The sequence below is a fragment of the Novipirellula caenicola genome (genome assembly GCF_039545035.1).
In the GTDB taxonomy this organism is placed as follows: domain Bacteria; phylum Planctomycetota; class Planctomycetia; order Pirellulales; family Pirellulaceae; genus Novipirellula; species Novipirellula caenicola.
The window spans coordinates 460,189-485,442 of sequence record NZ_BAABRO010000005.1 but is presented as its reverse complement, the minus strand read 5'-3'; the positions used below and the strand labels follow the sequence as shown (position 1 = coordinate 485,442).

Sequence of the window (25,254 nt, the reverse complement as noted above, 5' to 3'; positions counted from 1 at the left end):
GTGCAAACCGAACTGCACGACATGTTCAAGATCGTCCCTGAAGCCAAAAACCTTTCCGGCAGCCAAGCTGGTTTTCGGGATCCGGTCGAGGCTTAAAAAAACACTCGTAAACTTTACTACAACGACGAACGGATCAATGAACAAGACCTCACTCTACCTATGCGTCGTGATCAGCATTGCGGCCTGTCCCGTGCTGGCTGCGGATGCACCTAGCAAGGGCAAACCAAACAAGTTCAGCTACAGCGAATCGGCACAGGTGCAACCGCTGAATCAGGCTCCGAAACAGCCATTGTCCTTGTGGTACAACCAGCCGGCCACTTATTGGGAAGAAGCGTTGCCTGTGGGTAACGGCCGACTCGGAGCGATGGTCTACGGGGGAGTTTCGAAAGAGATCATCCAGCTGAACGAAGATTCGATCTGGGCAGGCCCGCCGATCCCCGTGGTGAAAGAGAACGTCCGCAGTACGATCGATGAGGTGCGGCAGCTGTTGTTTGCAGGGAATTACACCGAAGCTCAGAAAAAGCAGCAGGCGATTTTGGCTGGTCGCATCTCTCCGAGAAGCTACCAGACGATGGGGGAACTGCGGTTCGATTTCGGTCCTGTCGCGAAAGCGACCGCGTATCGTAGATCGCTGGATCTGGACACCGCGATTGCAACGACTCGGTACACAGCCGGCGGCGTCAACTATACCCGGGAAGTTTATTCAAGCCCGGTCGACGATGTTATCGCCATCAAGATCGCAGCCGACAAACCGGGCGCGGTCTCGTTTCGTGCGGAGATCGAGCGGGCGGGGACCTTTGCGACCAAAGCAAACGGAAACGACACCGTGATCGCCACCGGGCAAGCTGCGCACGGAAACAAACACTTGGGTGTCAAGTTTGCCACGGTCTATAAGGTCGTTGCGGAAAACGGATCCACCCAAGCGGACGACAATCGCTTGACCGTTGAAAATGTGGACTCGGCCGTCATCTACATCACCGCAGCAACGGATTACAACCGCGACGATACAGACCATCCCTTCACTCATGACTTGGTGGAAATCTGCGACCGCACCGTCGCTGCGGCGAAGCAAAAGGGATACGAGCAAATCAAGGCGGACACCTCCGCTGCACACCAAAAGCTTTTCCGCCGAGTTGAGCTGAAGCTTGGAACTCCATCGACCGAACCGACCCTTGTTAGATTGCAGGGGTATCAAAACGGAACAATCGATCCCGACTTGGAAGCACTTTACTTTCAATACGGCAGATACCTGCTGATCTCATCCTCGCGGCCCGGTTGCTTGCCGGCCAATCTGCAGGGACTCTGGTGCAAAGACATGGCCGCACCCTGGAACAGTGATTATCACATCAACATCAATTTCCAGATGAACTACTGGCTCGCCGAAACGACGAATCTTTCGGAATGTCATCTTCCCTTCATGGCCTACATTGAACGTCTGGTCCCCTCGGGCCAACAGACCGCCAAAGACTTGTATAGTTGCCGAGGTTTTCTAGCGGGGCATGGGTCGGATGTTTGGCATGGCACCGTCCCGTTCGGAAACGTTCAGTACGGACAGTGGGTGGTCGGCGGTGCATGGACGACCCAGCACTTCATGGAACATTACCGGTTCACCGGGGATCGAGAATTCCTGAAAAATCGGGCCTATCCGGTTTTGAAACAATCATCGCTGTTTTTTCTGGATTGGTTGGTCGAAGACCCAAAAACCGGCAAATTGGTTTCCGGACCAAGCACATCGCCTGAGAACAAATTCATCGACCCAAAAACCAACGCTCGATGCAACTTGACGATGGGTCCGGCGATGGATCAGCAGATTATTTGGGACGTGTTCACCAACACGCTCGAGTCAGCGAAAATCCTAGGCATCGAGGACGATTTTACTCGCGACGTTCGGTCCGCACTCGATCAGCTTGCCCTACCGCAAATCGGATCCGACGGGCGATTGATGGAATGGACCGAGGAATTTCAGGAACATGATCCTGGGCACCGTCACATATCGCATCTGTTTGGTCTGTATCCCGGACGCCAATACAACATTGACGACAACCCCGAAATGGTGGCCGCCGCTCGCGAAACGATTGATCATCGGCTCGCCAACGGAGGTGGTCACACCGGTTGGAGCCGAGCTTGGATCATCAATTTCTGGGCACGGTTTTTGGACGCGGAAAAAGCACACAACAACCTTGCACGGTTGCTTGAAAAATCGACTCATCACAACCTTTTTGACAAACACCCGCCTTTCCAAATCGATGGTAATTTTGGTGGCGCGGCCGCAATGGCGGAGATGCTGTTGCAATCTCATGCAGGCCATATCGATCTGCTTCCTGCACTTCCCAAAGCATGGGCCGATGGATCGGTAAAGGGGCTTTGTGCCCGCGGCGGATTTGAGATCGACATGCAGTGGAGCCACGGTGTTTTGACGTCAGCAACGCTGCGATCGAAACTCGGTAATCCCTGCACCATTCGCTATGGCGATAAAACGAAGACGCTGAACACCGAAAAGAACGAAACCTATGATCTAAAATCGCTTCTGGAATCTACTTCGGAAAAAGTGCATTAAACGAATCGGTACTTTTTGATCTAAGATCACAGAACCTGTTGATGTGTTATTGGTTTGGAAGTCTTCTTAAAGAAAAACAATGAAAAGAATTCGATTGCTATTTGCGGGGCAGTGTCTTGCAGTCACAACCACAAGGCGATACTTGCAGGGTACCGCAGCAACCAAAACCTGGGCTTCGCTGCTGTATGCAGCCCTTTTAATGGCGACAACGGTTGTTGCAACGGGTCAGGACTTGGCGAGCGACTTGGCGAGCAAGGAGGAACTGTATACCGGGCAAGAATTTTCAAAGGCATTTGCTAATCCCGAGGATGATCCGGATCTGCCCAACGTCCTGCTGATCGGTGACTCGATATCGATCGGGTATACCATCGATGTTCGCAAGCGTTTGGCAGGCAAAGCGGATGTGTTCCGGATCCCTAGCAACGGAAAATACGCCGCGTTCGGGTGTGAAAACCTCGATCAGTGGCTGGGACAACGGAAGTGGGATGTCATCCATTTCAATTGGGGATTGTGGGATATTTGCTACCGGAATCCGCAATCCAAAACTCAGGGGCATCGAGACAAAGTCAATGGAACCTTGACCGCCACCCCGGATCAATATCGTCAGAATCTGCAGCAGGCGGTGGCTCGTTTGAAACAAACCGATGCGACGTTGATTTGGTGTGCAACCACGCCGGTCCCAGAATTAGAGGCGGGACGAAAGGTCGGCGATGAGATCAAATATAATTTGATTGCCGAATCCATCATGAAGAAGAATGGAATCCGGATCAACGATTTGCATACTCATGCCTTGCAAAAATTGCCTGAGATCCAGAAACAACCCGGCGATGTCCACTTTACGCCTGCGGGATATGCGTTTTTAGCAGAGAAAGTCGCTCTCGACATCGCTTCGGCGCTATCAGACCAAAATAGCAGCGCAAAGAAATAGACTGCCCCGTATGGCATTTTGAGAACGACATACCGCCGAGCGACTGGAGAGAAAGGCGTCACGCATCCGCCAAGTGCTGTGACAACCGAAGTGGTGTTTGATTTGTTCGCCCAAGCATCATGGGGATTGAAACCTTCCCACAGCGACAAACGCGGTTAAGCTAAGAAGCAATGTCATTGCCCCAATATTCAATTCGAACTTCTTTGAAAATCATGATTTCAATCTCGCGAACGATAAAACCAAACCTTGGCGTTGTTGCAATTGCTTTTGTCGGTGCATGGGCCTCATGCTGCTGCGGCGACAATCCTCCGCGAAATGCAAAATCGCCAACCCCTGTGAATCGCTCGGGTGAAACCGGATTTGTGCACCCCGGGATCGCACACAGTGCCGCACGGATTGAATTTGTCAAAACCAAGATTGCCGCCGGCGAACAACCCTGGGCGGGTGAGTGGAAACGACTGCAGGAGTCGAGTATCGCCAGCCTGGATTACCAACCAAACCCAAGGGCTCATGTCGAGCGAGGTCCAAGCAACAATCCTAATATCGGTTCGTCGGAATTTTCCAATGATGCCGCGGCCGCCTATACGCAGTCGCTACGTTGGGTGCTGTCTGGCGACCCGCGGCATGCCCGTAAAGCAGCCGAAATCATTGATGCTTGGTCCTCGACACTTAAGACGATCACGAATCACGACGCCAGGTTGCTGGTCGGCATGGAAGGGCATCTGTTCTGTAACGCCGCCGAGTTGCTGCGACACACCTGGGATGGATGGTCCGAAGCGAAACAGGAACAATTTCGCAAGATGGCTCGCAACGTATGGTATCCAATCATCAAAGACTTTTATCCAACGGCCAACGGCAATTGGGACGCGTCGATGTTACAAACGATGATTGCGATGGGCGTATTCCTAGACGATCGCGAGATGTTTGATCGGGCAGTGAACTATTTCCTTGACGGCGAAGGCAACGGTGCGATTGGAAATTATTTCAATGACTTTGGTGAGTGCCAGGAATCGGGACGCGATCAAGCCCATACCCAAATGGGATTAGAGTTTCTCGCCAATACCTGCGAGACGGCTTGGAATCAAGGCATCGACTTGTACGCCGCAAAGGACAATCGCTTGTTACTCGGATTCGAATACACCGCGAAATACAACCTAGGATTTGACGTTCGCTATGAACCGTTTCGCAGTGTCGAGGGACGCTACCACTACAAGCAAATCTCAGAAGACCGAGGGCGACTGCGTCCGATGTATGAACGAGTTTACAACCACTATTACCACCGCAAAGGTTTGCCAGCGGAATTCACTCAGCAAGCGGTGATGAAGATCCGCGAAGGCGATCGCGATGGCTCTCGTTCACGCGGTCGCCGCAACCGCAATCGTCGCAACAATCGCGAAGGGGGTTTCAGCTCGTTGCGATGGGACACGTTGATGTTTGCAAGCGAATAAGCGCACAACGCCTTCGATCCCATCATGTTTTCTTGCAAACGGCGTCTTAAAGTGGGGACGCCGGCGGATTCGAGCGATACCATGCAAAGTACTTCGGTAAAATGAGCTTGTGGTAAGGCCGAAATGAGATGCGGCGTCTCGCCAAGGCCAGGAAAATGACGCAAATCATTAACTGCATGTCGTAGATACGTCTCGAATGAACCGATCTGGCGAATGATAATGCATCGCATGTAACGCCCTCCTTCCACCCGCCATGATGCTTGCTGCGCGTCACCGGTGCTCGTCCCACACGGCGAGATCGAAAGTCGCTACCGTCGCCGCTTTCGGCCTCAGCGAATAAGTCAATCGACTCCGGCTTGTTCGACAAAGGTCCAATCAATTGCGGCCCCACCGATTGCAGCAACAACGACTTGACGAAAGAAGCAAAAATGAAACTTCTGAACCTAATTTTCGTGATTGGCGTTGGGTGCGTCCAATTGCTTGCGGCCAATACTGGGACCGGAGCTGATACTGACGCCAAGCCCAATGTCATCCTCGTCATGACCGATGATCAGGGCTACGGTGACCTCGGTTGCCACGGCAATCCCATTCTGAAGACGCCGAATATCGATCGTCTCTATTCCGAATCGATTCGTTTCACCGACTTCCACGTCAGTCCGTTCTGCACACCGACGCGGGCGGCGTTGATGACGGGTAACCATCCTGGTTACTCGGGCGCGTACCGCACGAGCTCGGGGCGTACGATGCTGCACCGTGACGAAAAAACGCTGGCGAATCTATTTGCCGAAAATGGATACGCTACCGGCATGGTTGGAAAGTGGCATCTCGGTGACAACGCTCCTCACCGGCCACAGGATCGCGGGTTTCAGGATGTCGTCTGGCATCGATGCGGCGGTGTGGGGCAGGCTTCGGATCACTGGGGCAACGACTACTTTGACGACATCTACGAACGCAATGGAAAGTTCGAGCCGTTCGAAGGCTATTGCACCGACGTTTGGTTTCGAGAAGGCATTCGATTTGTAGACGAGCACAAGGACCAACCGTTCTTTCTGTATCTCGCTTTGAACGCACCGCACGGACCCTATCGCGTTCCGCCTGAATGGGCCGAACCCTATAGTGGCAACAAATCGGTGGCCAACCCGAACTTCTACGGAATGATCGCCAATATCGATCACAACATGGGGATCTTGCGCAAACGGCTCAGTGAGCTGGGGCTAACCGAGAACACGATCCTGATTTTCATGACCGACAATGGGACCGCTGCCGGTGCGAAGTTCAAAGGCTTGGACTCGGAGGCAATCGTGGGCTACAACGCGGAGATGCGAGGCAAGAAGTCATCAGTATACGACGGTGGTCATCGTGTGCCGTTCTTTATCCATTGGCCCGCCGGCGGGCTGAGCGGGGGCAAGGATATCGAAACACTCGCGGCCCACATTGATGTGTTGCCGACGCTAGCAGACCTTTGCGGTATTCCGGTGTCCGAAGATTACCGGCCCGACGGAGTCTCGCTGAAACCGCTGCTCAGCGTCGCTCAGCCAAGCAGCGTCGCTGATCCAGACAGCACTTCAAAGCCCGACGAACCGGATCATGGCTGGCCGCGAGATCATCACGTGGTGCAATTCCATGGCGGGGCCGGAGGCAGCAGGTTGCCTTCGGCGCCGTTTGAATATTCGGTAGTGATGACCGAGCGATGGCGATTGGTCAATTCCGACGGCCAAGCCCTGTATGACATCCAGGCCGACCCCACGCAACGAAACAATGTCGCTGGGGATCATCCCGAAGTGGTGGCGAAATTGCGTGAACTGTACCAACCGTTTTGGGACAAGGTTTCGCCAAGGTTGACGCCGGTTCGAATCGATGTCGGCAATCCAGCCGAGAACCCGACCGTCCTTTGCTCGCAGGATTGGTTCATGCCCACCGGAAACCCACCGTGGAACTTCGCTTCCATCCAAAAACTTCCCAAGGTCACCGGACCCTGGATGATCGAGGTGAAGCAGGCCGGCCGTTACCGAATCACGCTCCGACAGTTTCCCAAAGAAGCCAACAAAGTCGTGGTTGCTGAGCGAGCAAAAATCGAGATCGCCGGCAAAACCGCAGAACAACCCGTCTCCCCGCAGAGCCAGGGAGTGGTGTTTGAGCTGGAACTGCCAGCGGGTCCCACCGAATTGGTGACCTATCTGTATGACGCCAAGGGACGCGCGGGCGGAGCTTACTTTACCGAAGTCGAAGCGATTTGACCGATCTCAAGCCATTTTTGCAAAACTGCGTTGCTACCGTCGCAAGACGGTGAACGTCGAAGCGGGTAAGCAATACGAAGTCATCCAACATGCCACTTGCCTCTAATGAGAAACAGTCGACTCTCTTCACCCCTGCGATATTCGTGATGCTGGCGAAATCAGAAACCGTCGCAGGCTCTCGATATCAAACGCAGATCAATAAATAGTCGAAAGAGAAAAGGATAATGAAAACGGTACCATGTTTGGTCGCTCTTCTGATCGCGTTCGCGGCTCAGGCTCAAACGTTCGCTGAGTCATCGAGAAGCGAAATGGGAACGGTGATGGTGTCGCATTCCGACGTGACCGGGATTGGTGCAGAAGACGGTGTGATGCGTCGCGATCCGAGCGATGTCATCAAGGTCGACGAGCTGTACTATGTGTGGTATTCGAAGGGGCCAACCAAAAGCGGTTATGATGCAACGGTTTGGTATGCCACCTCGTCTGATGGCCACAACTGGACCGAAAAAGGGATGGCACTAGGGAAAGGGAAGCCTGGTTCGGGTTCTTGGGACGAGGCCAGTGTCTTTACTCCCAATATCCTTGTTGCGGAGGGAAAGTACTGGCTGTTTTACTCCGGCATCTCTACCGCTCCGAAAGTCATGCCGGACTCAAAAATTGGTATCGCGGTATCGGATTCTCCCGACGGCCCCTGGGAACGTCTGACCACCAACCCCGTATTGAAAAATGGCGACAACCCGGCGGACTTTGATAGCCATCTGGTTGACGATGCCTGCTTGATGGTGCGTGAGGGAAAATATTGGCTCTACTACAAGGGGCGGCAGTTGGGCAAAAAGCCTGCACATACTCAGATGGGGCTCGCCATTGCAGATCACCCACAAGGACCCTATGTGAAACATCCTGAAAATCCGGTGATCCCAGGGAACCATGCTGTATTGGCTTGGCCCCAGGGTACGGGCGTCGCAGCGATGATCGGGACCACCGGCCCCGAAGAGATCACGAACACGATTCAGTATGCGGCGGATGGCGTTCATTTTTCGAAAACGCACGATGTTGTTGACGGCCCCGTAGCGGGTGGATTTTATCGCCCCGAAGCGTTTACCAATCGCAGCGAAGGTGAGCTGCCCCAATGGGGGCTCGAAATCGGGACACAACACAAGCTGCCCTGTATCAGGCGTTTTGATTGCACGGTTAGCCCAAGTCCTGGGTCCGCCAACAACGAGTAAGAACATAACTAGTAAGTCGATAGCGATGAAATCAATGAAACGCTTCTTAACGGTGATTGCTTTTCTGCTGTTCTCCGGTGCCAGTGCAGCGTTGGCTTCGGACAGCAAACCCAACTTCGTGGTGATCTTTACCGACGACCAGGGCTACAGCGATCTCAGCTGTTTTGGCGGGCAACATGTTGACACGCCGAGGATTGACCAGATGGCGGCCGAGGGCGCACGGCTGACCAACTTCTACGTGGCTGCACCTGTCTGTACACCCTCGCGTGCTGCGTTGATGACGGGTTGCTATCCCAAACGAATCGATATGGCCACCGGCTCTAACTTTGGGGTGTTGCTTGCCGCAGACACCAAGGGGCTGAACCCTGAAGAGATAACCATTGCCGAAGTGCTGAAGACGGCGGGGTACAAAACGGGGATGTTCGGCAAGTGGCACCTTGGCGACCAGCCCGCCTTCCTCCCGACCCGGCAGGGCTTTGACGAGTTCTTCGGACTTCCCTACAGCCATGACATCCACCCGTTCCATACCAATCAGAAGAAGCACAATTTCCCGCCACTGCCGTTGCTCGATGGCGAGACGGTGATTGAAACCGACCCGGACGCCGACTACCTGACACGGCGAATCACACAGCGGGCGGTAAGCTTCATTGAAGCCAACAAGGACACCCCGTTTTTGGTTTACATCCCACACCCCATCCCCCATCGGCCGATTCACGCTTCGCCTCCCTTCATGAAATCGGTTCCTGAGCCGCTCAAGGCGAAACTCGCTCGGGAAGAGCCGAACAACACGATCGACTACAAAACGCGGGATCAGATTTATTCGTCTGCGATCAGCGAAATCGATTGGTCGGTCGGACAGATTCTTGACGCCCTCAAACAGAACGGCATCGACGACAACACGCTGGTGATCTTTACATCCGACAATGGCCCGTCGATCGGCAAGGCGACCCCGCTGAAAGGCAAAAAAGGGTCGACGTTCGAGGGCGGAATGCGAGAGCCGACCGTGATCCGATGGCCAGGAAAAATACCGGCGGGTGTTGATAATCATGAAATCATGACCACCATGGATCTACTGCCGACCTTCGCCAAATTGGCCGGTGCTGAAGTTCCAAGTGACCGAGTGATCGATGGCAAGGATATCTGGCCGACACTGGCTGAAAGCGGAAAATCTCCTCACGAGGCGTTCTTTTACCATCAGGGGGACACGCTTGTTGCAGTACGTTCTGGCCAATGGAAACTGCATTTAGGCAAGTCAAGTGGGAAGCGTGCTGCATCGCCGGTGCTTTTCAATTTACAGCAGGACATCGGAGAAACCACGGATGTAGCGAAGGCGAATCCAGACGTCGTCGCGCGGCTGCGTGCACACATGGTCGCGTTTGAAAAAGAGCTCTCTCAAAACAACCGTCCGGCCGGTTTTGTGGAGAATCCAAAAGCATTGTCAGAGCGTTGAATCATGAGTGGTTTCGTTCCAAAACACATCCCTTCGCTGCTGCCGGGTTTGCCCCGCACGGCACGGCAACTGAAAGCTAGACCTTTGAACCAGACGATGCCTGACCGAGCGACGTCATCCTGAAACGCGACCTAGAAAAATCAGAAATCAATCCTCCCGAGATTATCAAGAATGAATTGCCGATTGAGTTTCCTTTGCCTGCTGTTCCTCGGATCGGCTCTGTCGCTGGCGGCTGCCGAGACGCCGCCCAACGTCGTCTTCATTTTTGCGGATGATCTCGGCTATGGCGATCTTAGTTGCTATGGCGCGACCAAGGTGCAGACGCCAAACATCGATCAACTTGCCAACGAAGGACGAAGGTTTTCGGATGCCCATTCCGCATCCGCAGTCTGCACGCCATCGCGTTACGCCTTGTTGACCGGCGAGTATCCGCTGCGGGCCAATGGCGGCAAAGGAGTCTGGGGACCGCTTCCAGCCAGCTCGGGTTTGATCATCGATACCGAGACGTTAACGATCGGCAAAGTATTCAAAAACAAGGGCTACGCAACGGCTGCTCTGGGAAAATGGCACCTGGGATTCGGCAAGGGACAAAACGATTGGACCGTTCCGCTGCGTCCCGGTCCGCAAGACCTCGGTTTCGACTATTACTGGGGTGTTCCGCTAGTCAACAGCGGCAGTCCGTTTGTCTATGTCGAGAATGATACGATCGTAGGGTACGATCCATCCGACCCTTTGATTCCCGGCGGCAAACCACCGACACCGACGCCTACCTTTCCCAAGGAAGCCTCGGTCAAGCAACCCAACAAGTTTGGTGGAGCAAAAAAGGCACATGCGATTTACGACGATGAAAAAACCGGGACCTTGTTGACCGAGAAGGCGGTCAATTGGATCAGCGAGAACAAGGACAATCCGTTCTTCCTCTACTTCTCGACGACGAACATCCATCACCCCTTCACGCCGGCTCCGAGGTTCAAAGGAACAAGTCAAGCTGGATTGTATGGAGACTATATCCACGAGCTCGATTGGATGGTGGGCGAGATCATGCGATCCCTCGAGGAAAATGGTTTGAGCGAAAATACGCTGGTCATTTTCACCAGCGACAACGGAGGCATGCTCAACTTCGGTGGGCGGATTGCCATGGAAGCTGGGCACAAGATCAATGGAGAGTTGCTTGGGTTCAAGTTCGGTGTGTGGGAGGGCGGACATCGGGTTCCGTTCATCGCCCGCTGGCCCGGCAAGATCGCGGCCAACAGCGAGTCCGATCAACTGATTTGCAACGTTGATATGTTCGCCACCTTTGTTTCGCTCACAGGACAGGACCCCAATTTGTTGCTGGACAAAGACAGCGTCAATGTCCTGCCCGCGTTGCTCGAATCCCCAGCAGAGTCTCTGCGTTCGGATTTAGTCCTGGCACCCAGAAACGAAAAACTTCTGTCGCTCCGCCAAGGCAAGTGGATGTATATCCCCGGCAAAGGGAGTGGTGGTTTTTCTGGTTCCAAGCCCAACCAACACGCCTGGGGTGGCCCTCCCGCCGCCGCTTTTGCCGGCAGCGAAAATAGCGACATTGTCAACGGCAAGATCAAAAAGAATGCGCCCGCTGCCCAGCTCTATGATCTAGAAGCCGATGTTCGTCAAACCAAAAACCTTTACCGTGAATACCCCGAAGTTGTCAGTGAGATGGAAGCACGATTGAGTCGTTATCGACAGCATTAGCCGGTTTGGGCAACGCGGTGAAGCATTTTTTCCAACAGGTTTCGCACCAATCGATCGTAGCCGAGGCCGTCGAGACTTTCGCTTGATTGACGTATTGCCCTCCGAAACTCTTCACGGCCTGTTGATTTAAATGAAATGTAGATCGCATGAATGAGCCGTTGGCCGTAAGGCCTCGGGTGATGCGCCGGACCCGGCCGCTGACGCGTCGCGGCTCAATAAATCAACAAGCCGCGAGTTCCGCTACAAAATGCTTCACAGCGGCGATTGTGTACTAAATCAGCTCACTTGAGCCTCTCACGATATAGAAAGCGATTGAACAATATGAAAACCAGAATACTGCTAGTTCTAACCTGCCTATCGATGCTGGCGGCGACCGCGGATGCACAACATGTCTTGTTCTACGATGCGCCCGTATTGCCCGGAGCGAAGACCATCGCTGGCAAAGGCGAGAAGGATTTTATCCAGCGAGCATTGCCGCTGGGGAACGGGCGACTCGGAGCCATGTTCAGTGGCGGAATCGATCGCGAGCTGATCGCGACCAACGAGATCACGTTGTGGGCCAACGCAAACCGAGGACTCGATGAAGTCACCCAATCGGGAACGCGACTGGGTGCAGGAGCCCATCTGGAAACGGTGCGACAGGCTTACCGGGACGGAAAGTATGGGACGAAAAAGGGCAGCATGGAACAGATGGCCGACCAGTACCTAATCAGTCCCCAGAAATTAGGTAACTACTCGACCTTTACCGAGGTTCAGATTAGCACCGGTCACGATCCGAAAAACGTAACGGACTATCGCCGCGAATTGGATCTAAAAACTGCGATTGGGAAAGTCAGCTACGACATCGGTGAAGCAAGTTACACACGCGAATACTTTTGCAGTTATCCGCACGATGCCATGGTCATGCGTTTGACAGCCCACAACGCGACGCTTGATTTGACGATCTCGACATCAACTCGACATCAAACAAAATCACTCAAAGCCGACGGAAGCACATCGACATTGATTGGTGAAGTCAAACTCGCCAACGACAAGAGTTATTTTTCACAACACATTCACGTGGAAGCCGATGGCGGTAAGGTGACCGCAACGAACGGTGGCAGTTTGCAAGTGTCCGGTGCAAAAGCCGTCAACCTGTATCTTGCCGGCTATACCGATTACCTGCCTGTTTACCCGACTTTCAAAGGCCGTGACTATGAACAAGACGGCTTAGCGACTTTGGATCGCATTAAGCAAGCGGGTTATCAAGCGGTTAAGACGGCGCACATCGCCGATTACCAGTCGCAGGAACAGCGTATGTCGCTGCAGCTGGACTACGAACCATCAGGTTTGACGACTGACCAATTGGTCAAACGCGGCGGCAGTGTCGAGCTTGAGAATCTATACTTCAACTTCGGTCGCTATTTGCAGTTGGGTTGCTCTCGCTCGGCGCCAGTGCCCTCGAATTTGCAGGGATTGTGGAATCCGCACACCAAACCGCAATGGAACTCGGATTATCACTTTGACATCAATTTGGCAATGAATTACTGGTTGCCCGACCCGGCAAATTTGCCAGACTGTTTTTCGCCTTACGTGGACTACATGAAAGTCATTGCCCGCTCGGGTGCTCACACCGCGAGAGAAACCTATGGTGTCAACAAAGGTTGGACCGCTGGCGTGAACGGTAATGTCTATGGGCTAACCGCACCGATCAACGACGGTCGCCGGGTACAGCAGTCCGGAGCTTGGCTGTCACAGAATCTGTTCGATCATTATGCCTTTAATCAGGATCGGGAATACCTGGAAGAGATCTATCCGATCATCAAGGGAGCGGCAGAGTTCTACGTCGAGTTTCTTGCTCCTTGGAAGGACGGCACGCTGGTCGTCTATCCGACTTGGTCGCCAGAGAATTTCTACCTGCCACAAATCGGTGGGAAACTGAACAAACAGTGCTACGGTGCAGCATGGGACCAACAACTCGTTTTGAATTTGTTCACGGACTGTATCGAAGCGAGTGAGAAACTGGAGATCGATTCAGAGTTTCGTGACCAATTAAAAGCGATGATTCCGAAGTTATGTCCGCAAAAAATTGGTCAGCACGGACAACTGCAAGAGTGGCCGGAAGATTGGGACATCCCCACCAACACCCATCGTCATATCTCGCACTTGATCGCGTTACACCCTGGTCGAGACATTTCACCGCTGACGACCCCCGCGATGGTCGACGCAGCACTGGTGACGATGAAACATCGTGGTGATGAATCCACCGGATGGAGCACGGCGTGGAAGACCTGCTTCTGGGCACGGCTGCACAATGGCGACAAGTCTCATCAATTCTACCGCTACCTGACATCCAAACGAGCGTATCCGAATCTATTCGACTTTCATCCACCGTTTCAGATCGACGGAAATTTTGGCGGTCCGGCCGGAGTTTGCGAGATGCTTTTGCAAAGCCATCTGCGAAGCATCGACAATGGCGCTAGTGACATTTCCGATGCCGTGTTTGTGGCCTATCAAAGCGATCCTCAATCACCCAATCACTTTGTTCCGATCAGTCCACCGAAAGCGTTGGCCACGGCGCCATACATCCTGCACTTGTTACCCGCTCTTCCCTCGGCTTGGCCCAATGGCAACGTCAGCGGGTTAAGGGCACGAGGCGGTTTGGAGGTGGATATTCAGTGGCAAAGCGGCAATCTGGTTGCGGCCACGATTCGAGCCACCGAAAACACCACCTTCCGCGTTTATGCCCAAGGTAAACTGAGTGAAGTGTATTCGTTAGCGAAAGGTCAACACAAAACATTGACTTGGTAATTTGCCGCCACACACCAGCGTCATGCCGTAGACCCTTCGCAAACGGACGGCAATTGCGGCCATCTTGTTTAGTTGTTCTCCCCGACACGTCGAAACCAATTTGATGGAATGCTGGCTCGGTTCGATCGATTCCCCATCCTCCAACACAAATCCCAGTTGAACCTATGAAAAACCTACTCGTTGCGATGCTGCTTGCAGCCTTTGTGATTCCCTCGGTTGCGTGGGCCCAGCGTGATCCCATCCAGACGTCGTCACGCGTGGGCGCCGAGGATCGGCCGCCGAACTTCGTGATCATTTTCGCGGATGACTTGGGCTATGGAGACCTCGGCTGTTTCGGATCGACGACGATCAAGACGCCCAATCTCGACAGGATGGCGGCCGAAGGGATGCGGATGACTCAATTTTACGCTCAAACCGTTTGCGGGCCTTCGCGAGCCGCCCTGATGACCGGGTGTTATCCGCTACGCGTTGCGATCAATCAAAACAAAGTCGAGGTTCATCCAGAACTTCACAGCGATGAAATCACGATCGCGGAAGTGCTGAAGCCAGTCGGCTACACCTCTGCCGCATTTGGCAAATGGGATTTGGCAGGGCACCACGGCGAGCGGTACGTCCGCTCGCTGCTACCACTGCATCAAGGTTTTGATGAATTCTTTGGGACGTCGACCAGCAACGATTCCAAGGTCGACCTCTTCCGCGGCGACGAAGTGATCGAAAAGCGGACCGATATGCGGCTGTTGACACAGCGTTACACCGACGAAGCGATCGACTTTATCCAGCGAAGCAAGGATCGACCGTTCTTTGTCTATCTGGCGCACACGATGCCACACGTGAAGTTGGCGGTTTCAGACGCCTTCAAAGGAAAGTCCGATGGCGGTTTGTACGGTGACGTGGTCGAAGAGATTGACGCCAACGTCGGACGGCTGTTGGAAACACTCAAAACTGAAGGACTCGACGACGACACCTACGTCGTTTTCACCAGCGACAATGGGCCCTGGTATCTCGGTCGCAGCAAAGGGCATCTGAATAGGATTGGCAAAGATGCGGCGTCGCATGGCGGATCCGCGGCTCCGCTTCGCGGCGCGAAAACCTCCACTTGGGAAGGCGGACTGCGTGTTCCTTGTATTTTTCGTGCCCCCGGTAGGATCCCCGCAAGTACAACGTGCGATGAAATTGCATCGACGATGGACCTGTTGCCAACCTTCGCCCGGCTGGCCGGAACCACCGCTCCGACCGATCGGGTGATCGATGGGCATGACATCCGCGATCTGATTCATGGAGTTGCCGGCGCCAAAAGTCCTACCGACGCGTTTTTCTATTACCGCCGTACGCGACTAGAGGCGGTTCGATCGGGGAAATGGAAACTGCATCGAGCTTTTCCTGCGGATCCGCAGTGGTCTCATTACAGCAAGGCGGAAGACGCGATTGACATCACTCGACCGATGTTGTTTGACCTCGAAGCGGACATTGCCGAGACCAAGGATGTGGCTGATCAGCATCCCGAAGTTGTCGCAGAGCTAATGAAACTGATCGAGCAAGCACGCACGGACATCGGCGACCATGATCGAATCGGCGAGAACGCTCGGTTTTTTGATCCGCAACCTCGCCGGCCGGACATCAACAAATCCGCCGCTCGTAAACGCAACCAAAAATAAACATCGAGATATCCATCTTTTCAGGACAACATCAAATGACATCCGACCGTGGCACAATTCTGCACACAATCACGACAGCACAATGGCTTAGGGCGCTGATGGCCATCCTGCTTGCTTTTGTTTCCGGAGGCATTGCATCGTGCCAGGAAACTCAGGCGACGAAGTACGATGGCAGTTGGGAATCGCTGCAAAAGATGCCGGTGCCAGCGTGGTTTGATGATGGCAAGATTGGCATCTTCATTCACTGGGGACCGTACAGTGTGATCGGTTACAAGAAGGGCGGTCGCGGCTATGCCGAACATGTACCGAAGCTGCTCTACGATGACTCGCAGCACTATTATCCGTACATGGACCAGCGATGGGGAGCGCATCCGCCCGAGTTCGGTTACAAAGACATCATCCCGGAATTCAAAGCCGAGAACTGGGATCCTGACGCGTGGGCAAAATTGTTCGCCGACGTTGGTGCGAAGTACGTTGTGCTGACGGCTGAACATCATGATGGCTGGGCCAACTGGGATTCTGACCTGACGCCTTGGAACGCGGTCGATAAGGGGCCAAAACGAGACTTGGTCGGCGACCTTGGCAAGGCCGTGCGGAAGCAAGGACTCAAGTACGCGCCGTCGTATCACCGAGAACGTCATACCGGTTTCTTTGCGAAAGAGAAATATGTGGTTCACAGTGAGCCGCAACCGGATATTGCCGAAGAGATCAAGCGAGTTCCCGAGGCCGCCTCGCTGTACGGACCGTTCAGCTACGACAAAGCGTTTGTCGATGACTATGTCGCCCGTTGGAAAGAGATTCAAACGAAGTACCAACCCGACTTTCTGTGGTTGGACGATTTTCCGATCTACACCCGCGACGGCAATCAAGTGCGGGCCGGAAAGATGAAGCCAGAGATCCAATACATGGACGATTCTCTCCGCGGCATGATCACCGACTTCATGAATGATGGTGCCGCGCGTGGACAGGCTGTCTACGTCAACAATAAAGGTGCGAACCGCAATTGGCCTGATGGTGTTGGTTGTTTGGAAAAGGACAATCTGAAACTGAAGGTGATTGGACCGAAATGGCAGAGCTGCACGACGTTTGGAACGTCATTCGGCTATCTCGAAGGCGACAAGTACAAGACCATCGAAAGCGTGATCCACGAGATGGTGGAAGTCATCAGCCGCAATGGAAATTTCCTGATCAACATTGGCCCCAGGGCAGACGGAACGATTGTTCCCGAGCAGTTAGAGCGATTGCATGCGATGGGCGATTGGCTGCGGATCAATGGCGATGCGATTTATGGATCTCGTTATTGGAAACAGAGTGACCAGACGGATGAGCATCTTGTCTTTACCACCAAAGGCAAGAATCTGTATGCGATCAAGATGACCGAGCCACAAAAACCTTTTACGATCACCGGCACGAAAGGGTGGAACGCAAATCAGGTAACGTCGGTTCGGCTGCTCGGTTCCGACGCAAAGACAACTTGGGAAATGACGCCGCAAGGATTGCAAATCACTCCGCCGAAAAATCTCGGCCGCAGCAAGTATGCATGGACCTTTGAAATCGTTACGGATCGCGAGCAGCACGTCCCCAATGTGATTCAGCATGATGCATCCGAGGCTTTGAAAGGCACGAAAAAGGTCGACCTGGATGGGCATGACACTTCGCAGCGTGCCGTTCCGATGGGACCGGCTCATCCCGCAATGAAACCATTCGTACTGCCGGGATCGACCGTAGTGATTGAAACCGCATCGAGTGCCGATGGCTTTCAAAAGCTGGTGCCGTCGCTGGCATCAGGCAGGAAGGTCACGGCGAATCCGGCAACCCGCAACGATCCGCTGAAGTCGCTGACGGACGGAAAACTGGCTGCGGGAATCGGGCCGGTGTTCGGAAATGGGGTTCGTGGCGGAGCCTATAAAATGGACTTGGGCTCGGCACAATCCGTTTCGGCGATCACCAGTTGGTCGCACAATTGGAAAGGGATCCGCGGTGCTCAAAAGATCGTCCTTTACGGCAGCGACGCGGCGACCGATCCGGGGTGGGATCTGACCCGCTTTACCCCACTTGGCGTCATTGATACGACCGGCGAGGCAAAGGCGAAGTTCACGGCGGCATCGTTGCGAGCATCGGCGGGACAGTCGCTTGGTCAATTCCGCTGGATTGTCTGGGCTGTGTCACCAGTGACCGATACGGGTGGCGGCGAGAACACCGCCTTCCAAGAGCTTGCGGTCGACGTTCTCGAATCGAAGGATTCTGCTGCCTCCGATAAGCCTAATTTCTTGTTCATCGTTGCCGATGACCAAGCCCCGTTTGATCTCAAAATCTACGATCCCGCTTCGGCGCTAGAGACCCCGGTGATTGACCGTTTGGCCGCCGAGGGTTTGGTGATCGATGGAGCCCATCAAATGGGAGCCTGGTGTGGCGGCGTGTGCACTCCATCGCGACATATGATCATGTCCGGCCGCACGCTTTGGCATGTTCCGGATAAACCAAAACAAGGTCGGAATCCGCTTGAGGCGGATCCAAATCATGTGCCACTGGATCTTGCGGACCATACCATGGCGGCGGTCTTCAACGCGGCGGGGTACGACACGATGCGAACCTGCAAGAAGGGAAATAGTTACGCTGCTGCGAATGCGAAGTTCACGGTGGTTCATGATGCCACCAAGCGAGGCGGCACGGATGAGTCCGGCAGCGCGTGGCACGCAAAACAGGTGCTCAACTATCTCGACGGGCGCGAGGCCTCAAACGACCAAGACCCGTTTTTAATCTATTTCGGTTTTTCACATCCCCACGATACGCGAGACGGAAAGCCTGAGTTGTTAGCCAAATACGGCGCGGTGAATCATCGGGACAAAAACAGTCTTCCAGCGGCCGATCCAAAGCAGCCGAAGCTTCCCAAAAACTATCTCACGAAACACCCGTTCAACAATACAGACCTGAAAGTGCGCGACGAGGTGAACGTCAGCGGGGTCTGGAGCAACCGTGATGAACGCACCATTCGCAACGAGCTGGGCCGCGAGTTTGCTTGTAGCGAAAATATCGACATCCAGATCGGTGCCGTGTTAGAAAAGCTCAAGCAGATGGGCGAACTCGAAAACACCTACATCTTCTATACGTCGGACCACGGAATGGCGATCGGCCGGCACGGACTGCAGGGCAAACAGAACCTCTACGAGCACACCTTCCGTGTCCCCTACATCGTCAAAGGTCCCGGCATCAAACCAGGGTCTCGCGCTGTGGGGAATATCTACCATCTCGACGCGCTCGCGACCTTGTGCGACCTCGCTGGGATTGAAACGCCAAAGACGAGCGAAGGCATTAGCTTTAAACCGGTTCTCGAAGGCAAGCAGGACACGGTTCGCGATGTGCTTTATGGAGCGTACTGCGGTGGTGCAAAACCCGGGATGCGTTGTGTCAAGAAAGGCGATTGGAAACTGATCCGCTATGAATCGACCCAAGACGGCGTCAGCGAAACCCAGCTTTTCAATTTGGCCGAGAACCCCGACGAACTATTGCCCCAGCACCACGATCCGAAGCTGATCGCGTTAACGCAGTACACACCGAATCCGCAGCAAACCAATCTTGCGAGTGATCCGGCCTATGCCGAGAAGCTCGAGGAAATGGAGCAGATTCTGCTGGACCAGATGCGCAAACACTTTGATCCGTATCGTTTCTCCGATCAGCCAGAGGATGGACTGAATACAACATACATTTCCAATTCGCCAGCACACCAGAATAAGTAAGATGCAGAGATTGACATCTGGACGGGGCAGTTGAATCAACCACAACCGAAACGTCAGCGGACTCCGCACGCTGTCGCCATACCGAGGTAACGAAATGAAGACAATGATCGTATTCGTGGGACTTGTACTATTCTGCAATCGGTGTCTCGTCGCTGATGACTTCACGCCGGATCGCGTCGTGACTTACAAGACCGTTGGCGACGTGGAGCTGAAACTACATGTCTTCGAACCCAAGGGACATCAGACGAGTGACAAGGCTCCTGCCATTGTTTTCTTCTTCGGCGGTGGCTGGGCCGGCGGAGATCCCAAACAGTTTTTCCAACAAGCGAGATCGCTTGCCGACGACGGCATGGTCGCCTTCTCGGCCGATTATCGCGTCAAGAGCCGCAACAAAACGACGCCATTTGAATCGGTCAAAGATGCGAAGTCGGCGGTGCGTTGGATTCGCAGTCACGCGTCCGAACTTGGAATCGATCCCGAGAAGATTGTAGCCTCGGGCGGTTCGGCGGGTGGACACATCGCCGCTTGCACCGGAGTGATTCAAGGCGAAGAGGAGGCAGGCGAAGATCTAACGGTCAGCTCGCGTCCCAACGCGATGATCCTGTACAATCCCGTATTGGACACCACCGCCAAAGGTTATGGGCTATCCAAAGTCGGCGAAACGCGCCAAACCGACATCTCGCCGTGTCATCATGTCAGACCTGGGATCGTGCCAACGCTGCTGTTGCACGGCACGGCGGATACGACGGTCCCGTTTGAGAACGCGGAACGCTTCGCGCGATTGATGGACGCTGCCGGTAACCAATGTCAGCTCGAGGCTTTTAAAGGCCAGAACCACGGATTCTTCAATTCGCCTTTTTTCCGTCCTAAAACCAAAGACACCAGCGTCTACGAACAAGTGATGCAAAATACCCGTGCATTCCTGGTTGCACAGGGCTATTTGGACGATTCGACGTCCTCGAAATCGAAACAAAAGTAGAGTCTCTGAAAAACCCACACTGCGAGTGGCTCGTGTTGGCGACCGCGACCTTGCGGATGCACATGATGGCTGCAGTCATGTTGGGCTGAGATTAAACTGCCAATGGCGTGCTTATCCCTTCCCAGTTCTTTCGGCCAACTAAAGGACGTTCGCTTCATACCGACACGGACAACCTGTAGTGGTGGACCCGCCCCAAAACCATATCGCTTCCCACAATCGAGTTAACATGAGTCTACGCATATTTTTACCACTGCTGTCGGCCTTCGGGCTTTCGATTCTTCCATCGTCCGCGGATGAACCCGATCGCACCGTTGATTCCGAACGACCCAATGTTGTTGTCTTTGTGGCGGACGACATGGGGTGGGGTGATTCGGGAACCTATGGACACGAGTTAATCAAAACGCCCAACTTGGACAAATTGGCGGCACGCGGTGTCAAACTAACCCAGTGCTATTCTGCCTGCGCAGTTTGTTCTCCGTCTCGATCCGCGATCCTGACGGGACGTCATCCCTATCGCAACGGTGTTTGGCGACACTTGTCGGGCAATCACAAAGCGCATCTACGTGAGAGCGAGATTACCTATCCAAAACTGCTCAAATCGATCGGTTACGAAACCTGCCACGTCGGAAAATGGCACCTCAATTCGCTGCCCCACTTCAATACCGCCGAGTACCCACAACCAGGCGACCACGGCTATGACCATTGGATGGCGACTCACAACAACGCTCATCCGAGTCACAAGAATCCAGATAACTTTGTTCGCAATGGAGAGCCCGTCGGAGAGCAGAAAGGCTATTCGGCGCAAATTGTGGCAGCAGAGGCGACGCGTTGGTTGAGCGAGAAACGCGACAAATCCAAACCGTTTGCCTTATCGGTGTGGGTACACGAACCACATTCGCCGATCGCAACGGATCCCAAATTCGAAGCCCTCTACGGTGATCATGAAAACCGGACTTACATGGGCAACATCACCCAGCTCGACGAAGCGGTCGGACAGGTGATGCAAACACTTGATGCCGAAGGCGTCGCCGACAACACGCTCTTTATCTTCACGTCGGACAATGGTCCTGTTGCTCGATTCGGAGGCACGACGGGCGGATTGCGTGGAGGTAAACGCAGTGACCACGAAGGTGGGATCCGCGTACCAGGAATCGTCTGCTGGCCCGGTCATCTCGCGGCTGGCACCACCAGTTCCATCCCGGTGGTGGGAACCGACATCTTCACCACCGTGCTTGCGATCACGGGCATTCCATTGCCAAAGGACCGCACCATTGACGGCGTCAACATGCTGCCTGCCTTGGCCGGAAAGCCTGTCGACCGACCGATCCCCCTGTTTTGGCGGACCCATGTCTCTCCACCGCAAGACCGTGTGGCAATGAGGATCGGAGATTGGAAGATCGTGGGCAATGACACACTGAGCAAATTCCAACTTTTCAACATCGAAAACGATTGGAAGGAAGAAAACGATCTCGCCGATGCAATGCCGGAAAAGACCGAGGCGATGAAGCAGCAACTGCTGACACTATGGAAACAGATCGAAGCGGAAGGCCCGAACGAGTGGTGGGAAGGAGAACGAAATAAGCCTGCCCGAGGAGGAACGCTGAACTATTGAATTTGGGCGTCGCGGATTTCCAACGGCATCATCCGTGTGTGAATCACGAGATCGATTTGCGAATACGCCGGAAGCCGTCTTTGATCTCGCCGCCGACCAATTTCATCGCATCCCATACGTCTTCACCCGTCTCTTCGACAGCGTCTTTGAGCGGTTCATAACGACGGTTCAGGTCGTCAAGCTTTTTACCCAATGCCTGCCACTCGCTCTTCGCCTCCTGCTTGCCAAGATGAATTTGTAACGCCAATTCGTCGCGTTCTTCTTTGAGGTCGTTGAGCATGTTGCGAATCAAACGCCGAGCGGAAACAGGCATTGGACCATTCCAGGACAATTAGGAGTTGTGAAAAAGCGGAACGCCACGAGCAAATCGGAAATTCAAGAGGCGGATCGTGAAGTGATCCAATTCCCCCGTGCCGTTCCGCGAAAGAATCGTCACCAAGATCACGCTTTGACGGCGATTTTCTTGGCTTGGGCTTCTTTTGACTTAGGCATGCTTACCGTCAACACTCCGTCCTTGTAGTGAGCGTCGACCTTGTCTTCATCGACCATCGACGTCGTGATAAATTGCAACTCATGTACCAAATTGCGAAGCACCGAAAGTGCCGGGAAACGGAGTATCGATTAGTGGATGGGATGATCTTCGCGAGCCAATTTGTCACATTCGCTGCGTTCGACTGTGCCGACGCGGTACAACCGCATTGCCACCTGCGGCGTTCGTCTGGAATGCGAAAACTTTGGGGTTGGCGTCGGACATTGAGGAAGATTTTTTGCTTCCGGCCTAGACTGTGGTCTCCTCTCCAGCGACGGAGGAGACTGCTGTTTTAGTGGCAAGCGAATAGGCCGGAGGCCGACACATGACCTGCCGTTGGCGTGAGCCAACGGTTTAGGGGCGAACTGGCGCCGTAAGGCCAATGCCATCTACTTTCGCACTAACCGAGTAGTTTTTGTAGCGGAGCGGCGAGGGCGACCGAGCAAGTGGACGCCTGCTGCAAGCTCAGTTGCGCGGTCGGCCCTCACCCGAACGAGGCCTAAAGGGCCCGTTCGACCTTTCCCAGCTTCGCCGGAAGAGGTGACTCACACATGCTGCCCTGTCGCCGTCAGTGGTGCAGGCATCATGGTAGACATATGAAACACTACGGTAAGCGGATGCGGTCGCGTTCGACCTCTTGGCTCCACGCTTGGAGCGCCTCGTTCATCCGTGCGGTTCGAGCGGGATACTGCGCCGAAACATCATTCGATTCGGTAGGATCCGATGACAGCTGATACAGTGCAGGCGGCATTGTTGAATCGGCTTTTGGAATACCTCGAGTCACATAGGGACGGACCAGTTTCCAGTCGCCTTCACGCATCGCGGCGTTATGCGAGTAGAGGGGATCCTTGCGATTCCATTGCCAAAAACGCGATTGCGGCAACGTCTCGGTCCCAGGCTGTCGTCGTAAAATCCCCGCGAAACTTCTACCGTCAAGCTTCAAGTGATCCGGAATCTCTAACTGGCAAAGCTCCATTAGCGTTGGTAACACGTCGACGAAATGGACCACCTCATCTCGTTCGCTTGGATCCAACTGAGCGGGCCAGCGAATCATCATCGGAACGCGAATGCCTCCTTCGTACACGGTGTACTTCGTGCCGCGTAGCTGTGCATTGAATCGCGAACTCACAAGCGGATCGGGACCATTGTCGCTAGCAAAGATCACGATTGTGTTCTCACGAAGCTTTAACCGGTCCAATTCGCCAAGCAGATTGCCAATGCCTTCGTCCATGATTTCGATCATCGCATAGACGGTCGCGGTCTCACGATCGAATCCCTTCTTCAGATACGGCTCAATGCGATCTTCCGGAGCCCCAAGCGGTCGATGCGGCGCGTAGTGGGCGAGATGAAGAAAGAACGGATGTTGTTGGTGACGGCGTACGAACGCCACCGCGCGGTTGGACAGATCATTCGTCAAATATTGCTTGGACTCGGCGTGGAGCTTGTCTTGAATGAGCAGCTTGTAATCGAAGTAACTCGGCACATGGGTGTGATCGACAAAGCCTTCGAACTCATCAAAACCTCTTGCCAAAGGTTGGTATTCGGCTCCGTCACCGCAATGCCATTTGCCAATCAGCCCAGTGACATAGCCGTGGTCTTGGAACAGATTCGCCAGCGTGGTTTCGTCCTTTCGCAGCCGCGTCAACTGCGGATAACGCTGTTGATTCAGTGTCACCACTCCCGTCCGATGCGGATACCGGCCAGTGAACAAACTGGCTCGAGCCGGCGCGCATACGGGCGCTGCCGAGTAAGCGTGTTCGAACCACACACTCTGTTGTTTCAACTGATCCAAGTGAGGCGTGCGATTGCGATTCCCATTGCGACTGGCGAGATCGCCCATCCCCATGTCATCGGCGAGGATCAAAATCACATTGGGCTTGGCCGCTTGCGAACCGTTTGTGTTTCGATCCACCGCTGATAGCGAGCCAGTGTTGCAAATACACAGAAGCGGCAAAATTAGGAGGCTATAGAGCAGCTTGATATCCCGTGGCATGATCTGATTCGTTGGCATAGGAGAGAGCTTCATTTTTCCGTATCCGACATCGTAGCGTTGGTCGTTTCACACACCAATAAAAAAATGGCAGCGGGACGAAGGTCCCACTACCATTTCGAAAATCTGCGACAAGCGATTCCGATTGTTGCGACCGCGACCAGATAACAAAAATTTGCTATCCGGCCGACCACGTCGATCAGATGCCTTCTTCGCCCTCAACGTATTCTTCGGTCTCCTTGTACGCTTCGTCCTCTTCGAGACCAGCATCCTCCACACCGGGATTGGTGGCCGTCGAGCCACATCCGGTCAGCGGCATGCAAAGACATCCGGCGAACAATAGAAACGCAGCAGTTTTCAGCAAAGCGGAAATATTCATGGAGCAATTGAAATGGAGTGAATGAGA

General features: G+C 54.0%; 16 protein-coding genes and 1 pseudogene. 13 read left to right on the top strand and 4 right to left on the bottom strand.

Annotated features, from left to right (window positions below; genetic code table 11):
- Window positions 1-136: 136 nt before the first annotated feature.
- From ABEA92_RS13525 to ABEA92_RS13470, 13 genes and pseudogenes are all read left to right on the top strand, one after another.
- Window positions 137-2,557: a glycoside hydrolase family 95 protein gene (locus ABEA92_RS13525; RefSeq protein WP_345684361.1), complete on the top strand. Its 2,421-nt coding sequence runs from the start codon at window positions 137-139 to the stop codon at window positions 2,555-2,557.
- A gap of 199 nt (window positions 2,558-2,756) precedes the next feature.
- Complete coding sequence (locus tag ABEA92_RS13520) at window positions 2,757-3,485, top strand: SGNH/GDSL hydrolase family protein (protein WP_345684360.1); 729 nt, start codon at window positions 2,757-2,759, stop codon at window positions 3,483-3,485.
- 335 nt (window positions 3,486-3,820) lie between these two features.
- Window positions 3,821-4,933, top strand: a complete 1,113-nt coding sequence (locus ABEA92_RS13515; RefSeq protein WP_345684359.1) for an alginate lyase family protein — start codon at window positions 3,821-3,823, stop codon at window positions 4,931-4,933.
- A 428-nt stretch (window positions 4,934-5,361) separates the two neighbouring features.
- Window positions 5,362-7,170, top strand: a complete 1,809-nt coding sequence (locus ABEA92_RS13510; protein ID WP_345684358.1) for an arylsulfatase — start codon at window positions 5,362-5,364, stop codon at window positions 7,168-7,170.
- 224 nt (window positions 7,171-7,394) lie between these two features.
- The gene (locus ABEA92_RS13505; RefSeq protein ID WP_345684357.1) at window positions 7,395-8,393 is read left to right on the top strand and encodes a family 43 glycosylhydrolase; all 999 of its coding nucleotides are present in this window, start codon (window positions 7,395-7,397) and stop codon (window positions 8,391-8,393) included.
- Between the two features lie 25 nt (window positions 8,394-8,418).
- On the top strand, window positions 8,419-9,843 hold the full coding sequence (locus tag ABEA92_RS13500; RefSeq protein ID WP_345684356.1) for a sulfatase family protein: 1,425 nt from the start codon (window positions 8,419-8,421) through the stop codon (window positions 9,841-9,843).
- 171 nt (window positions 9,844-10,014) lie between these two features.
- Window positions 10,015-11,556: a sulfatase family protein gene (locus ABEA92_RS13495; RefSeq protein WP_345684355.1), complete on the top strand. Its 1,542-nt coding sequence runs from the start codon at window positions 10,015-10,017 to the stop codon at window positions 11,554-11,556.
- Between the two features lie 321 nt (window positions 11,557-11,877).
- Window positions 11,878-14,346 (top strand): glycoside hydrolase family 95 protein, encoded by a 2,469-nt coding sequence (locus ABEA92_RS13490; protein WP_345684354.1) that lies wholly within the window; start codon window positions 11,878-11,880, stop codon window positions 14,344-14,346.
- Between the two features lie 164 nt (window positions 14,347-14,510).
- On the top strand, window positions 14,511-16,001 hold the full coding sequence (locus tag ABEA92_RS13485) for a sulfatase family protein (RefSeq protein ID WP_345684353.1): 1,491 nt from the start codon (window positions 14,511-14,513) through the stop codon (window positions 15,999-16,001).
- A gap of 35 nt (window positions 16,002-16,036) precedes the next feature.
- Window positions 16,037-17,545, top strand: a pseudogene (locus tag ABEA92_RS31385) (alpha-L-fucosidase); the annotation flags it as partial.
- Between the two features lie 726 nt (window positions 17,546-18,271).
- Complete coding sequence (locus ABEA92_RS31380) at window positions 18,272-19,738, top strand: sulfatase family protein (protein ID WP_425572433.1); 1,467 nt, start codon at window positions 18,272-18,274, stop codon at window positions 19,736-19,738.
- Between the two features lie 94 nt (window positions 19,739-19,832).
- Window positions 19,833-20,717 carry an alpha/beta hydrolase gene (locus ABEA92_RS13475; protein WP_345684351.1) on the top strand — a complete coding sequence of 295 codons (885 nt, stop codon included), beginning with the start codon at window positions 19,833-19,835 and terminating at the stop codon, window positions 20,715-20,717.
- 226 nt (window positions 20,718-20,943) lie between these two features.
- Window positions 20,944-22,329, top strand: coding sequence for a sulfatase family protein (locus tag ABEA92_RS13470; RefSeq protein ID WP_345684350.1), 1,386 nt, complete (start codon window positions 20,944-20,946; stop codon window positions 22,327-22,329).
- Window positions 22,330-22,372: 43 nt separating this feature from the next.
- Here the strand turns inward: ABEA92_RS13470 and ABEA92_RS13465 are convergent, their stop codons facing one another.
- The 4 genes from ABEA92_RS13465 to ABEA92_RS13450 form a co-directional block, all read right to left on the bottom strand.
- Window positions 22,373-22,642 (bottom strand): hypothetical protein, encoded by a 270-nt coding sequence (locus ABEA92_RS13465; RefSeq protein ID WP_345684349.1) that lies wholly within the window; start codon window positions 22,640-22,642, stop codon window positions 22,373-22,375.
- Window positions 22,643-22,770: 128 nt separating this feature from the next.
- Complete coding sequence (locus tag ABEA92_RS13460; protein WP_345684348.1) at window positions 22,771-22,899, bottom strand: Hsp20/alpha crystallin family protein; 129 nt, start codon at window positions 22,897-22,899, stop codon at window positions 22,771-22,773.
- A gap of 563 nt (window positions 22,900-23,462) precedes the next feature.
- On the bottom strand, window positions 23,463-24,884 hold the full coding sequence (locus ABEA92_RS13455) for an arylsulfatase (protein WP_345684347.1): 1,422 nt from the start codon (window positions 24,882-24,884) through the stop codon (window positions 23,463-23,465).
- A 163-nt stretch (window positions 24,885-25,047) separates the two neighbouring features.
- A complete protein-coding gene (locus ABEA92_RS13450) occupies window positions 25,048-25,227 on the bottom strand; it encodes a hypothetical protein (RefSeq protein ID WP_345684346.1) in 180 nt (59 codons plus the stop codon).
- Window positions 25,228-25,254: the final 27 nt, after the last annotated feature.

Bases quoted from the DNA above. Each gene is read 5' to 3' on its own strand.
- ABEA92_RS13525 (WP_345684361.1), top strand. From the start codon at position 137: ATGAACAAGACCTCACTCTACCTATGCGTCGTGATCAGCATTGCGGCC.
- ABEA92_RS13520 (WP_345684360.1), top strand. From the start codon at position 2,757: ATGGCGACAACGGTTGTTGCAACGGGTCAGGACTTGGCGAGCGACTTG.
- ABEA92_RS13510 (WP_345684358.1), top strand. From the start codon at position 5,362: ATGAAACTTCTGAACCTAATTTTCGTGATTGGCGTTGGGTGCGTCCAA.
- ABEA92_RS13505 (WP_345684357.1), top strand. From the start codon at position 7,395: ATGAAAACGGTACCATGTTTGGTCGCTCTTCTGATCGCGTTCGCGGCT.
- ABEA92_RS13500 (WP_345684356.1), top strand. From the start codon at position 8,419: ATGAAATCAATGAAACGCTTCTTAACGGTGATTGCTTTTCTGCTGTTC.
- ABEA92_RS13495 (WP_345684355.1), top strand. From the start codon at position 10,015: ATGAATTGCCGATTGAGTTTCCTTTGCCTGCTGTTCCTCGGATCGGCT.
- ABEA92_RS13490 (WP_345684354.1), top strand. From the start codon at position 11,878: ATGAAAACCAGAATACTGCTAGTTCTAACCTGCCTATCGATGCTGGCG.
- ABEA92_RS13485 (WP_345684353.1), top strand. From the start codon at position 14,511: ATGAAAAACCTACTCGTTGCGATGCTGCTTGCAGCCTTTGTGATTCCC.
- ABEA92_RS13475 (WP_345684351.1), top strand. From the start codon at position 19,833: ATGAAGACAATGATCGTATTCGTGGGACTTGTACTATTCTGCAATCGG.
- ABEA92_RS13470 (WP_345684350.1), top strand. From the start codon at position 20,944: ATGAGTCTACGCATATTTTTACCACTGCTGTCGGCCTTCGGGCTTTCG.
- ABEA92_RS13465 (WP_345684349.1), bottom strand. From the start codon at position 22,642: ATGCCTGTTTCCGCTCGGCGTTTGATTCGCAACATGCTCAACGACCTC.
- ABEA92_RS13455 (WP_345684347.1), bottom strand. From the start codon at position 24,884: ATGAAGCTCTCTCCTATGCCAACGAATCAGATCATGCCACGGGATATC.
- ABEA92_RS13450 (WP_345684346.1), bottom strand. From the start codon at position 25,227: ATGAATATTTCCGCTTTGCTGAAAACTGCTGCGTTTCTATTGTTCGCC.